This window comes from Natrinema altunense, assembly GCF_000731985.1.
GTDB lineage: Archaea > Halobacteriota > Halobacteria > Halobacteriales > Natrialbaceae > Natrinema > Natrinema altunense.
In genome coordinates, this window is the sequence record NZ_JNCS01000012.1 from 21513 (window position 1) to 34709 (window position 13197).

8 protein-coding genes are annotated in these 13197 nt (G+C 61.7%); 6 read left to right on the forward strand and 2 right to left on the reverse strand.

The window, feature by feature from the left end; genetic code table 11:
• Positions 1–313: 313 nt before the first annotated feature.
• The 4 genes from ALTAJ2_RS16390 (at position 314) to ALTAJ2_RS16405 (ending at position 5748) form a co-directional block, all read left to right on the forward strand.
• On the forward strand, positions 314–1846 hold the full coding sequence (locus tag ALTAJ2_RS16390) for an aldehyde dehydrogenase family protein (protein WP_007107523.1): 1533 nt from the start codon (positions 314–316) through the stop codon (positions 1844–1846).
• Positions 1847–1974: 128 nt separating this feature from the next.
• The gene (locus ALTAJ2_RS16395; RefSeq protein ID WP_007107522.1) at positions 1975–2775 is read left to right on the forward strand and encodes an IclR family transcriptional regulator; all 801 of its coding nucleotides are present in this window, start codon (positions 1975–1977) and stop codon (positions 2773–2775) included.
• Between the two features lie 528 nt (positions 2776–3303).
• Positions 3304–4260 carry an arginase gene (gene rocF, locus ALTAJ2_RS16400; RefSeq protein ID WP_007107521.1) on the forward strand — a complete coding sequence of 319 codons (957 nt, stop codon included), beginning with the start codon at positions 3304–3306 and terminating at the stop codon, positions 4258–4260.
• A 168-nt stretch (positions 4261–4428) separates the two neighbouring features.
• Positions 4429–5748, forward strand: a complete 1320-nt coding sequence (locus ALTAJ2_RS16405) for a class-III pyridoxal-phosphate-dependent aminotransferase (protein WP_007107520.1) — start codon at positions 4429–4431, stop codon at positions 5746–5748.
• 510 nt (positions 5749–6258) lie between these two features.
• Here the strand turns inward: ALTAJ2_RS16405 and arcD are convergent.
• Entirely contained in the window at positions 6259–7725 is a 1467-nt protein-coding gene (gene arcD / locus ALTAJ2_RS16415) for an arginine/ornithine antiporter ArcD (protein ID WP_007107519.1), read from the reverse strand.
• A gap of 1603 nt (positions 7726–9328) precedes the next feature.
• On the opposite strand from arcD, the gene ALTAJ2_RS16420 reads away from it, so the two are divergent.
• Positions 9329–10639, forward strand: coding sequence for a class-III pyridoxal-phosphate-dependent aminotransferase (locus ALTAJ2_RS16420; protein ID WP_007107518.1), 1311 nt, complete (start codon positions 9329–9331; stop codon positions 10637–10639).
• Positions 10640–10758: 119 nt separating this feature from the next.
• The gene (gene gdhB, locus ALTAJ2_RS16425; RefSeq protein ID WP_007107517.1) at positions 10759–12048 is read left to right on the forward strand and encodes a glutamate dehydrogenase GdhB; all 1290 of its coding nucleotides are present in this window, start codon (positions 10759–10761) and stop codon (positions 12046–12048) included.
• An 89-nt stretch (positions 12049–12137) separates the two neighbouring features.
• Here the strand turns inward: gdhB and ALTAJ2_RS16430 are convergent, their stop codons facing one another.
• Positions 12138–12941 carry an IclR family transcriptional regulator gene (locus tag ALTAJ2_RS16430; protein WP_007107516.1) on the reverse strand — a complete coding sequence of 268 codons (804 nt, stop codon included), beginning with the start codon at positions 12939–12941 and terminating at the stop codon, positions 12138–12140.
• Between the last annotated feature and the right edge of the window lie 256 nt (positions 12942–13197).

Sequence of the window (13197 nt, forward strand, 5' to 3'; positions counted from 1 at the left end):
GTTCCGTCGTGCGTGGTCGTGCCGTGTTCCGCGGATTCCCATCACGATACCAGTCTATTTCAGAATATCAAACCGCATGTCTCGTTCTGTGTTACAAGCATATATTTGTCATTCACTCAGTGTCATGTTATCGTTTATCGATGAAGAGTGACCGCTTACCACGCTCTATCGTTTGTATACGTCGTTCTTGCAGTCACCGTGCTCTCTCGAACGTGTATTTGATATATTCAAACCCTTCTTTCTCGTCGAACCGCGTCACGGATCGCTCGCTCAAAGATGAACAATTATATGGGCCACAGGAGAAGGGTCTAACGTGAGTCGATCAACAGCAAGTGGAGCCAATCTCCACTACATCAACGGCGAATGGACGAACGGAACCGGCTCCGAAACCTTCGAGAGCGAAAGCCCCGCGACGGGCGAGACGCTGGCGACGTTCCAGCGCGGCACGGAGGCAGATGTCGACGCGGCCCTCGAGGCGGCGGACGAGGCCTTCGAGGAGTGGCGGGAACTGTCGGCGATCGATCGCGCGGAGTACCTGTGGGACATCTACCACGAACTGCGAGAGCGCCACGAGGAACTCGGGGAGATCGTCTCGAAGGAGTGTGGCAAGGAGATCTCGGAAGGAAAGGCGGACGTGACCGAAGCCTGGCACATGGTCGAGTGGGCGGCGGGCAACGCGCGCCATCCACACGGCGACGTCGTGCCGTCGGAGATTCCGAGCAAAGATGCGTACATGCGGCGGAAGCCGCGTGGGGTCATCGGCTGTATCACGCCGTGGAACTTCCCGGTCGCGATCCCGTTCTGGCACATGGCCATCGCGCTGGTCGAGGGGAACACGGTCGTCTGGAAGCCCGCCGAACAGACGCCGTGGTGTGCCCAGATCATCGCCGAGATGTTCGAGGACGCGGGGATTCCCGACGGCGTCTTCAACATGGTCCAAGGGTTCGGCGACGCCGGGGCGGCGATCACCGACGACGAGCGCGTCGATACGGTCCTGTTTACGGGCTCGGCCGAAGTCGGCCACGAGATCGCCGGCAAGGTCGGCGGCGAACCCGGCAAGCTCGCGGCCTGTGAGATGGGCGGCAAAAACGGCATCGTCGTCACCGAGGAGGCCGACCTCGACATCGCCGTCCACGCGGCCGTCATGAGTTCGTTCAAGACGACCGGCCAGCGCTGTGTCTCTTCCGAACGCCTGATCGTCCACGAGGACGTCTACGACGAGTTCAAAGAGCGGTTCGTCGACATCGCTAAGGACGTCGCCGTCGGCGACCCCCTCGAGGAGGAGACGTTCATGGGGCCGGCGATCGAGGCCGACCACGTCGAGAAGATCAGCCGCCACAACGAACTCGCCCGCGAGGAAGGCGCGAACGTGCTGGTCGACCGGTTCGAACTCGAAGCGGACGAGATTCCGGACGGGCACGCGGAGGGCCACTGGGTCGGGCCGTTCGTCTACGAGATCGACTACGAGTCCGATCTGCGCTGTCTCAACGAGGAGTGTTTCGGTCCTCACGTCGCCCTCCTCGAGTACTCCGGTGACATCGAGGATGCGGTCGAGATGCACAACGACACGCCCTACGGGCTGGCGGGAGCGATCATCTCGGAGGATTACCGACAGATCAACTACTTCCGCGATCACGCCGATATCGGGCTCGCGTACGCGAACCTGCCGTGTATCGGTGCGGAGGTTCATCTCCCGTTCGGTGGCGTCAAGAAATCGGGCAACGGCTATCCGAGCGCCCGCGAGGCCATCGAGGCCGTCACCGAGCGCACCGCCTGGACGATGAACAACTCCAAGGAGATCGAGATGGCTCAGGGACTGTCGGCCGACATCACGACCGACGAATAACTGGGCTCGCGAGTCGAATCGGCGGCGGTTTTCCCTTTCGCGGTTCCGTCTCGAGATCGGTTTCGTGCCCGAATAAACTCGTTTGATATATGCAAATGTTTATGAGACGGCGCTATAGACGAAGGACTATGTTCGGTACCGCAAAGGAAACGAACGGTCGGCGGGAGATCAAATCGGTCCACAAGATCGATGAAATACTCGCCGTCATTAAACGACTCAACGAGGGGACGCTCACGGAGATCGCCGAGGAAGTCGATCTGACGAAGGGGACGGTCCACACGTATCTCCGGACGCTTCACAACTGCGGCTACCTTACGGAGGAAGACGGTGTCTACCGGCTCAGCTTGCAGTTCATCACGGTTGCGGAACACGTGCGAAACGAGACCAGCCTGTACATGGCGGGCCACGACGAAGTCGACGCACTCGCCGAACGCACCGGGGAATACGCACACCTCGTCGCCGAAGAACGCGCCCGGGAGGTCACCCTCTACGAGAGTCGTGGCGAATACGCGATCGCGACCGACTACCATCTCCGTCTGCGCGAGACACCGCAGTACCTCCACCACAACGCCGCCGGGAAAGCGATGCTCGCGAACTTCGCTGCGGACCGTCGAGACAGAATACTCGAAGCCCAGGAACTCGAAGCACAGACGGAAAACACGATCACGGACGAGGCCGAACTGCGGGACACGCTCGAGACGGTGCGGGAGAACGGCTACGCGCTCAACGACGAAGAAGAGATCCGGGGCATGCGTGCCGTCGGCGCACCGATTCGCGTTCCCGACGGCTCCATCTTCGGTGCCGTGAGCATGAGCGCACCGGCCAGCCGGCTGCAAGGCGAGCGGTTTCGGTCTGCTGTCCCCGAAATCGTCATGGAGACTGCGAACCTCATCGAGGTCAACCTCGAGACCGCACAGCGTGAGGGCTGACCCGTCTCGACGTCGGTCCGCGAGTTGCGAAGAGTATATATGCTGCCGTAGAGTTACCGTGACGATACACGGAACCATGCCTGCTACTTCCCAGCGACGGTGTCCAGCATGTGGTACTGCCATTGATACTTGTGAACCGGAACCGAGGTGCGGAAACTGCTACTGGACCACCGGTACGAAACAGCCGAGTGATTGATACGTGTCTCCGGCAGTCTCACCGCTCGTCGCCGCCGGGAGATCCGCTACCCGTAACCGTCAGCCGTCTCCGATACGTTCGCGACCGCGGACGGCGTGACAGCGAGCGACGTCGAGTGGCTCCAGCAGCTCACCCGTCGGAGCCGATCGCTCGAGCGTGCCCGCGACGATTGCGGAGGAGTCCTGTTCGATTCCCGGCAACGGTCGAGAACGAGATGTCTCGTGGCGAACCGCTGTATGCCTCTCCGAGTTGCTGCGACGTCGCGGCGCGCAGGACACGAGGGCTGTAACCCTGCCGACGAAACGGCACCATCGACGACCTTTCCCACCATCATGACGACACCGACCGACTCTAGGACCGACCACCCGAACCGATCGACGACTCGAACCGTTCGCCTGCTCGGCGCGCCGCTCGATCTCGGAGCGGATCGGCGCGGCGTCGACATCGGACCGCGAGCCATCCGGTATGCGGATATCGCCGCCGAGCTCGAAACGGCTGGCGTTCGTTGTACCGATTTCGGGGACCTGCGTGTTCCCCGACTCGAGCAGTGCGAGACCCCGGATACGGCGGACGATGCGAAGTATCTCGACGAGATCGCCGGTGTGACCGCCGAACTCGCGGACGAGGTTGCCGAGACGATCGCGGACGGCGACGTGCCGATCGCTCTCGGCGGCGATCACGCGACTGCAATGGGACCCATCCGCGGCGCAGCACGAGCGGCGGATATCGGGGTTCTCTGGTTCGACGCCCACGGGGACTACAACACACCCGACACCTCTCCCAGCGGTAACGTCCACGGCATGCCCCTCGCAGCCCTCACTGGCTACGGCGAGTTCGACGGTCTCGACTGGACGGCGACCCCGACCGTCGATCCGTCGAATACTGTTATCGTCGGCGCACGACGCCTCGACGACGCCGAACGGCTCGCCCTCGAGGAAAGCGACGTTACCGTGTTCACGATGCACGATATCGACGAACGGGGCATCACGGCCGTCGTCGAGGACGCCCTCGATATCGCAACCGACGGCGTGGACGGGATTCACGTCAGCCTCGATCTCGACTGGCTCGACCCGACGGTTGCACCGGGCGTTGGGACCCCCGTACGCGGCGGCGTCGACTACAGGGAGGCCCACGCTGCACTCGAGTGCGTTGCCAATCGAGACCGCGACGCGGGGCTGCTTCGCTCGGCCGATATCGTCGAAGTGAACCCGATTCTCGACCGGGATAACCGCACCGCGGAAGTCGCGGCTGAACTCGCCGCCAGTCTCCTCGGGAAACAAATCGCGTAATGCTTCGGTAGCCGTTCTACTGGTGCACCTGTTACTGCTAGAGATGACCGGCACAGCGTAGCGAATACCCCTCGGAGCGGCCCACCTGCCGGTTACACGGCATCACTCACGAACCACTATTTTGTTGAAACCCCGAGTTTTAAGACACTCGTCTCCGTGCGTGTGAGTATGCAACGTGAAACAGCGGAGCCAGCCGTACAGCAACTGCCAGGTCCAACCGCGACGGAATGGGTCGATCTCCATCATCAGTCGGCGGCCACGAGCACGTACGTCTACGATTTCGTCTGGGACATCACCGAAGACGCCGTGGGGCCGTTCTGTACGGACGCGGACGGGAACGTGCTCCTGGATTTCACGAGCCACGTCGCCGCCGCCCCGCTCGGCTACAACAACCCGAAGATCATGGACGACCTCCGCGAGTTCGACCTCGTGGACCCGCTGAAGATCGCCGGGCAGGATTTCTACGTTAGCACCGGTGGCACGCCCGACGAAGCCGAACTTCCGGCACAGAGCCACCTGATGAACAAGCTGACCGAGATCACCGCCAAATACGACATGGACACGGTCTTCCTGTCGAACTCCGGGGCTGAGGCGGTCGAGAACGCGATGAAGATCTGTTACGATAACTGCGAGCAGCCCAAATACGGACTCACGTTCGAGGGCGCGTTCCACGGACGCACGCTCGGTGCACTCTCGCTGAACCGGTCGAAGTCCGTCCATCGCCGCGACTTCCCCGAACTCAGCGGCATCCACGACGTACCACACAGTATGGCCGGCGTCGAACGCCTCCGCGAAAAACTGGACCCCAAACACGGTCACATCCCGCCGGAACAGGTCGCCTTCCTCATCCTCGAGCCGGTCCAGGGCGAAGGCGGCTACCGGGTTCCCGACGCCGAGTTCATGCGCGCCGTCAACGACCTCTGTACCGAACACGACATCCCGCTCATCGCCGACGAGATCCAGTCGGGCGTCGGTCGCACCGGGAAAATGTGGGCGTCGGACCACTTCGACTTCGAGCCGGACGTCATCACGAGCGCCAAAGCGCTTCGCGTCGGCGCGACGATCTCGCGGTCGGAACTGTTCCCCGACGAGAAAGCGCGCATCTCCTCGACGTGGGGTGCCGGCGATATCCTGGCGTCGATTCAGGGCTCGCTTACCCTCGCCGCAATCGAGGACCACGACTTGCTCGATCACGCCGACCGACAGGGCAAGGGACTCCTCGATCGCCTCGCACCCCTTCAGGACGAGTACCAGGCTCTCGAGGACGTACGCGGCCTCGGACTCATGGCCGCCGTCGAGTTCGAGACCGCCGACCAACGCGAAGCGGTCATGGAGGCTGCGCTCGAGCGCGGCCTGTTAACGCTTGGCTGCGGGCGGAAGACGCTCCGACTGCTGCCACCGCTGGACGTTCGAGACCGCGAACTCGACATCGCCGTCGACCTCCTCGATGACGCGATCGCGAGCGTCAGCCGAGCCGCGACCGTCTGACTGCCACCTGCGAGTCCGACGACGGACCACACACGAGCGACCGCATCGGTCTCCGTTTTCGAACACCGGGATCGCGCGTCGGGCCGTCCTGTCGAGCCGTCTAGACCCCACGCTGATCGTCCTACGCGCGTTCCGAGTGCATTCTGGACTGAGCTGCTGCACTCGATTGTCGGGCTTGCTCCGATGCGAGGTAATTCGATACTCGACGCGGTGTCGCTGTCCGGGTGTTACGCGTTGTGAGAGACGTAGCCGAGCGACGATCGTTGAGCCGGTGCCTTCGACCCACTACGGGTTGCCATGTCCGACTCCGATACCTGTCGTTGGTTCGGGATTCGACTGTCCCATGGAAGTGTTCGCACGGTCGATGCCATGCGGCCGCGGTTCGTCCCGACCGCCTGTGATCTGCTCTCTCACTCGAGTCGGCGGCGACGACGATCGGACGAACCGGGTTCGACGACGTGCGATACGTCGGGATAGAATATCGAGCCGCGTCGAACGGCCGGGTGAGCCTTACTCGCGCTCGGCCGGGACGGTCTCGGCGTGCTCGACCGCGGCACTCTCCGCGTCTGCTGTTTCCTTGTAGGTAATGTTCCACCCAGTGATCCCCATCAGGATGAGTAGCAGGGGCGAGAGAAAGCCGAGGAAATAGTACGGCGCGTATTCGAACGTGCTGACGCCGAGCGTTCCCGCCATGAAGACGGCACCACTGTTCCACGGGACGAGCGCGCTCGTCACCGTCCCGGACGATTCGATGGCTCGGGAGAGGTTTTCGCTCTTGAGGTCTTTTTCCTCGTACAGGTTCCGTAGCGTGATCCCCGGCACGACGATGCTGACGTACTGCTCCGCGGCGAGGATGTTCATCGACACGGCCGAGAACGCAGTCACGCCGGTCAGGCTTGCGACGCTACGGCTCAGGCGGCCGAGATGGTGGGCGAGGACGGCGATAATACCGGTGCTTTCGAACATTCCGCCGAGCGCGAGCGCGGAAATGGCGATCGTCACGGCCCACGATCCGCCGACCATTCCGCCGCTGGCCAGGAGATCGTTGACGACCTCGAGTCCGGTTTCGGGACTCGTACCGCTCTGGGCCGCCGTCCAGATCTGCTCAAAGCCCGTGTCTTGCAGCACGAGCGCGGTCGCCGCGCCGGCAAAGATCCCCGTTCCGAGGGCCGGTATCGCGGAAATGCCGTATATCGCGAGCGCGAACGTGACCACGATCGGGAGGAACGCGAGCGGTGAGATCGTGTACGTGCCGGCGAGTGCCGTCTGTATCTCGGCGACTCGATCGGCCGGAATGGACCCGGAGGCACGGAGGCCGAGGATCGCGAACAATACGACGCTGATCCCGAACGCGAGCGTCGTTCCGTTCCGCATCGCGTTGATGTGATCGTAGAGATCGGTGTTGGTGACGGCTGCTGCGAGGTTCGTCGTGTCCGACAGCGGTGACTGCTTGTCACCCGTGTACGCCCCAGTGAGAATCGCGCCGGCCGTCATCGGTGCGGGGAGGCCGAGCCCGGAGCCGATTCCGATGAAGGCGACGCCGAGCGTCCCCGCTGCCGTCCACGAGGATCCGATGGCGAACGTGATAACGGCGGTTATCACCGCGGTCATCGGGAGGAACACTGCGGGAGTCAGTAGACTCAGCCCGTAGTACATCATCGCGGGTATCGTTCCCGCATGGATCCACGTTGAGATGAGCGCATACACGATAAAGAGAATGAACACCACCTGCAGCCCCATGAGGAGGCTTTGGGTAATTCCATCGTATAGCGTGTCCCACGAGACGCCGAGCCAGTAGTAACTAAACAACCCGGTAAACGTGATACCCCAAAACAGGGGGAACTGCGGATCGAGCCCGTATATCCCGATTCCGATACCAAGGAACGTCAGCATTCCCGCGACCGGTATCAGCGCCTCCCCCAACGAGGGACGGGCGTCCGGATCGAGATCTTCGAAGAGTTGAATATCGTATTCCATTGTTCTCAGACGCGACAAACCAAGCGAGATGCGGACGCTTCCGCGGTCCAGGTAGCCGTTCCTCGAGACTCACTCGTCAGTATAGCCGCTGCGTAAGGGTAGGGTTGACAATGCATGCCGGTTCAACGGTTGCAATGATAGTTTATGTATCTTGTGCTCTCGCAGACCGTCCCGTGGCTATTACTGTGGTACCATCTCTCACAATGGAGCGCCGATTAGTTTGACTATAACGAATAAATATATTGGTTGAGAGGGGCCGCTTAGAGAGCTCGAGACCCGCTCTCAAGGACTGGCGCGTCCCGTTCGTTCGGTGCGGGAGTTGCGCTTGGCTCTGGACGATACCCGCTCGAGCGGACCACGGAAACTCGCCATCGCTTCCGTTCGAGTTCCGATTGCATCGGTTCTCGAACCGGCCCGAGGGAGATCGTCTTCTACTTCCTACCGGTTGCTTTCTCCGGGGCGGAAGTCAGGGATGCCGCCAGCGCTGAAAGCGTAGTCCGGGTCGCGTAACGGACGGAGACCGGATCTGGAAACGGCTGTCAGTTCGTTTCGGAACGCTTCCGGACTCTCCGATACCCTCACAATCCGTTGCGCCGCCGGGCCTATCGAGAGCGGTGACTCCTACTCGCCGTCTTCCCGGCCCCGCTTCGATACGGGAGAATCCGGCTTGTTTACACGCTCCTGTTACAATCATATATGTGTAATCGGCCGTTTGATTCACGGTCGCATCCGTCGAGGGTTCGTGCAGTATGGCCGGCTCGTCTGTTTGATATACGCGAACCCGGGTCCGGGACCGCCTGCTCGAGTCCGCGTTTCGAGTCGCGTTCTGCTATCGCGGATAGCAGTCGCACCTTCGCTGTAGTTCGTTCGTGGGCAGGGGAGAACACTGCTCGGGACGCCTCGCGGTGTAAGCGCTAGTTCGAACGGGCTGCGATCAGCGACGGCATTCGATCGGCACGGGGGTAAACGGGACGTATATCGGTATCCTGGCGGGTCGTACAACCGTGAACCGATGGAAAAGTGGGTTTGGACTATCCTCCGAAACGTGTGGTACGCCGATCACCCAGTCCTCACGCCAGCAGGTGCGCAGTGAGGTACAGCGGCTGACATCTACTCTGGAACCGTTCCGCACGGTTCGTGGAATTACTCTCGGCACCACCGAGCCGATGACACGGTGTGACACCTGTTACTGGACCCGGATCAGTCGCGGGCCGAACGATTGATCCGGTGACTGGAACCGTGCTACGCCGACCCGAACGAATACGGACGGACGGAGCCACAATCATCGCTCGACGGTATCATTCGTTCCGCGTCGATCCGCGTACGGACCCGTTCGTGACTGTCAAAGGGATTCCCTCCGGTGACCGTCGATTTCCACCCGTAGTCGTGTTGTTGTGGTGGGGTGATAAGCCCACTCGCCCGAACTTATACATGCATATGTTTGTAACGGATGTCCTTCGTTCCGGACCGTAGTGATCGACGACCGACAGATGCTTACGTCCGAGTCGTTTTGATAATCTCAAATATCCATTGCCGTTTCCCCCGCGTCGACACGCGGGTATTGTACGAAATATTTATATCGTGGTAGCGGACAGGACAGTGTATGCAGCGAGAAAAAGCTGAGCCAACAGTCCAAAAATTACCGGGACCAAAGGCCCAGGAGTGGGTCGAGTTTCACAGCGAGGCGGCAGCAACGAGCACGTACGTCTATGATTTCGTCTGGGACATCACCGAAGATGCGGTCGGTCCGTTCTGTACCGATCCCGACGGCAACGTTCTGCTCGACTTTACGAGTCACGTCGCCGCCGCCCCGCTCGGCTACAACAACCCGAAACTGATGGACAAGCTGCGGGAGTTCGACCTCGTCGATCCGCTGAAAATCGCGGGACAGGACTTCTACGTCAGCACTGGCGGAACGCCGGAAGACACGGAACTCCCCGGCCCCGCTCATCTCATGGACACGTTGACGGACATCACCGAGCAGTACGGGATGGATACGGTCTTCCTGTCGAACTCCGGGGCCGAGGCGGTCGAGAACGCGATGAAGATCTGTTACGACAACTGCGAGCAGCCCAAATACGGACTCACGTTCGAAGGCGCGTTCCACGGGCGCACGCTCGGGACGCTCTCGCTGAACCGGTCGAAATCCGTCCATCGCCGCGACTTCCCCGAGCTCAGCGGCATCCACGACGTCCCCCACAGCATGGCCGGCGTCGAACGCCTCCGCGAGAAACTGGACCCCAAACACGGTCACATCCCGCCGGAACAGGTCGCCTTCCTCATCCTCGAGCCGGTCCAGGGCGAAGGCGGGTATCAGGTTCCCGACGCCGAGTTCATGCGTGCGGTCAACGACCTCTGTGCCGAACACGACATCCCGCTCATCGCCGACGAGATCCAGTCCGGGGTCGGCCGGACCGGTGAGATGTGGGCGTCGGACCACTTCGACTTCGAGCCCGACGTCATCACGAGCGCCAAAGCGCTTCGCGTCGGCGCGACGATCTCGTCCGCGGATATCTTCCCCGATAAAAAGAGCCGTATCTCCTCGACGTGGGGTGCCGGTGATATCCTCTCCTCGATTCAGGGAACGCTCACGGTCGCGGCCATACAGGAACACGACCTCCTCAGCCACGCGACGCAGGTCGGCGAGCGGTTCCTGGGACAGCTCGAGGAGCTTCAGGACGATCACCCCGAGACGATCGTCGACGTTCGCGGACTCGGTCTGATGACCGCGGTCGAGTTCGATACGAAAGATCGTCGGGAGGCGGTCGTCGACGCTGCCCTCCAGCGAGGGCTACTGACGCTGGGCTGTGGGCAAAAGACGCTCCGCCTGCTCCCACCCCTCGACGTTCGCGAGCGCGAACTCGACATCGCCGTCGACCTCCTCGACGACGCGATCGACCACGTCGAATCGTAATCGAGTAGCCAGTTGATGATCGCGCGGCTCCATCGGCACGATCCGGGCACGTGCCCACGCGCTCGCGACGCCCGTCGCCGGATGATCACGATGCTCGACACCACCACCCGACTTCAACAATGACACAGAAGCAGACTACCCACTCCGAATCGGACGGCGAATCGACGACAGAATCACCCCTCGAAACGGCTCGCCGGCAGCTCCGTACCGCTGCGGGCCGGACCGATGTCGACGACGGCGTCATCGAACGCCTCAAACACCCGACCAGAGTCGTCGAAGTCTCCATTCCGCTCGAGCGGGACGACGGCTCCGTCGACGTCTTTACGGGCTATCGAGCACAGCACGACGACGTTCGCGGCCCCTACAAGGGCGGGCTCCGCTATCACCCCGAGGTGAACGCCGACGAGTGCGTCGGCCTCGCGATGTGGATGACGTGGAAATGTGCCGTGATGGATATCCCGTTCGGCGGCGGGAAAGGGGGTATCGTCGTCGATCCGAAGGAACTCAGCGACGACGAGAAAGAACGCCTGACCCGACGGTTCGCGGAGGAAATCCGAGACGAGGTTGGTCCCAGCAGGGACATCCCCGCACCCGATATGGGCACCGACGCACAGACGATGGCCTGGTTCATGGACGCGTACAGCATGCAGGAGGGGGAAACGATCCCCGGCGTCGTCACCGGCAAACCGCCCGTCATCGGCGGGAGTTACGGTCGCGAGGAAGCACCCGGGCGGAGCGTCGCCATCGTCGCGCGCGAAGCGATCGAGTACTACGACGAGAGCCTCGACGACGTGTCGATCGCGGTCCAAGGGTACGGGAGCGTCGGTGCGAACGCCGCCCGCCTGCTCGACGAGTGGGGTGCGGACATCGTCGCCGTCAGCGACGTCAACGGCGGTCTGTACGACCCGGACGGCCTGAAGACACAGGACGTTCCGTCCCACAAGGAGGAGCCCGAGGGCGTGATGCGTTACGACAGTTCGAACACGGTTTCCAACGAGGAACTCCTCGAACTGGACGTGGACGTTCTCATCCCGGCCGCCATCGGGAACGTCATCACGGCTGACAACGCGGATCGAATCCAGGCCGACATCATCGTCGAGGGCGCAAACGGCCCGACTACTTCGTCCGCGGACACGATCCTGAACGAGCGCGGTAAACACGTTATTCCTGACATCCTCGCGAATGCCGGCGGCGTCACCGTCTCCTACTTCGAGTGGCTCCAGGATATCAACCGCCGCACGTGGTCCAAAGAGCGGGTCAACGACGAACTCGAGTCGGCGATGCTCGACGCGTGGACCGACGTGAAAGCGGAAGTCGATGCACGGGGCCTGAGCTGGCGGGATGCGGCGTACGTCGTGGCGCTCAACCGCATCGGCGAGGCAAAGGAGGCCCGCGGACTCTGGCCATAGGGCGATCGGTCGACGATCGAATACGCGTTTCACGGCGTGATTGCCGACGCCGATCCACGAGAACCCCGTTTTCGACTCGATACCCGCACTTAGCGTGGCTTCTGGACGCCAGCCGTCTCGAGGTTCACCTCGATGATATTGGCTGCTTCCATTACTAATTCGGGGATCTCGGATTCGAAGTAGTCCCCGGAGAGGCGACTGGTCGGTGCTGTTACGCTGATCGCCCCGCGGACGGTGGCGTCGGGTCCCGTGATCGCGGTTCCGACGGAGCGCATGCCCCGAACTTCCTCTTCGTCGTTGACCGCGTACCCCTGGGCCTGGATCTGATCGAGTTCGTCGAACAGCGTTTCGAGATCGGTGATCGTCTTTTCGGTTCGTTGGACGAACCCCTGTTGGTCGACGATCTCCCGGACCCGGTCTCGGTCGAAACACGCGAGCATCGCCTTTCCGGCCGCCGTGTGGTACAGGTACTGCGGCGACTCCCGCATTCGAAGGTGGTAATCCATCGCGATCGCCCTGTCGCCGCTACTTTCGTAGAGCGTTACTTCCTGTCCCTGGCACTCGACCGTGAGATGGACCCACTCACCCGTCTTCTCCGCGAGTTTTTCCACTTCGTCTTGCCCTGCGCGGTAGATGTCGGTCTGATTTCGGACGCTCTCCCCCATCGTCACCAGCCGCACCCCGAGCTGATACTCCGTCCCCGATTTCGCGATGAACCCTTCGTTCTCCAGCGTCTCGAGATACGTGTGGACCGTCCCCTTCGAAATATCGACCTCGTTACAAATATCGGTAAACGTCGGTTCCTCGAGATATTGTATCGCTTCCAGAATGGCACTCGCTGTCTGAATGGATTTGATGCGGCGGGGGGACCCGGCCGAGTCGTCGGCGTGCATGTCGTTTATGTTCTCATCGCGGCATATAGGTTTGTATATGACAAACTCTACTCGGAGACAGATCCATGCTGTCACACCGATCGAAGAGCCCAGCCGCGATCGTCCCGTGTCCAACCCGTCCTCCGATTCGCTGGATGCTGGGGCCCATTCTTGTCGACTTCTGGAGACTATCCGGTACAGTTCGGGTCCACAGTACAGTCGTGACCGGACGGTCTGATCGATCCCTCCTCGCTGTCGTCACTCTGCCCCGGTCCAC

What these genes read in the sequence shown, in the direction of transcription:
- ALTAJ2_RS16395 (WP_007107522.1), top strand. Translation starts at nt 1,975, where the DNA reads ATGTTCGGTACCGCAAAGGAAACGAACGGTCGGCGGGAGATCAAATCG.
- rocF (WP_007107521.1), top strand. Translation starts at nt 3,304, where the DNA reads ATGACGACACCGACCGACTCTAGGACCGACCACCCGAACCGATCGACG.
- ALTAJ2_RS16405 (WP_007107520.1), top strand. Translation starts at nt 4,429, where the DNA reads ATGCAACGTGAAACAGCGGAGCCAGCCGTACAGCAACTGCCAGGTCCA.
- arcD (WP_007107519.1), bottom strand. Translation starts at nt 7,725, where the DNA reads ATGGAATACGATATTCAACTCTTCGAAGATCTCGATCCGGACGCCCGT.
- ALTAJ2_RS16420 (WP_007107518.1), top strand. Translation starts at nt 9,329, where the DNA reads ATGCAGCGAGAAAAAGCTGAGCCAACAGTCCAAAAATTACCGGGACCA.
- gdhB (WP_007107517.1), top strand. Translation starts at nt 10,759, where the DNA reads ATGACACAGAAGCAGACTACCCACTCCGAATCGGACGGCGAATCGACG.
- ALTAJ2_RS16430 (WP_007107516.1), bottom strand. Translation starts at nt 12,941, where the DNA reads ATGCACGCCGACGACTCGGCCGGGTCCCCCCGCCGCATCAAATCCATT.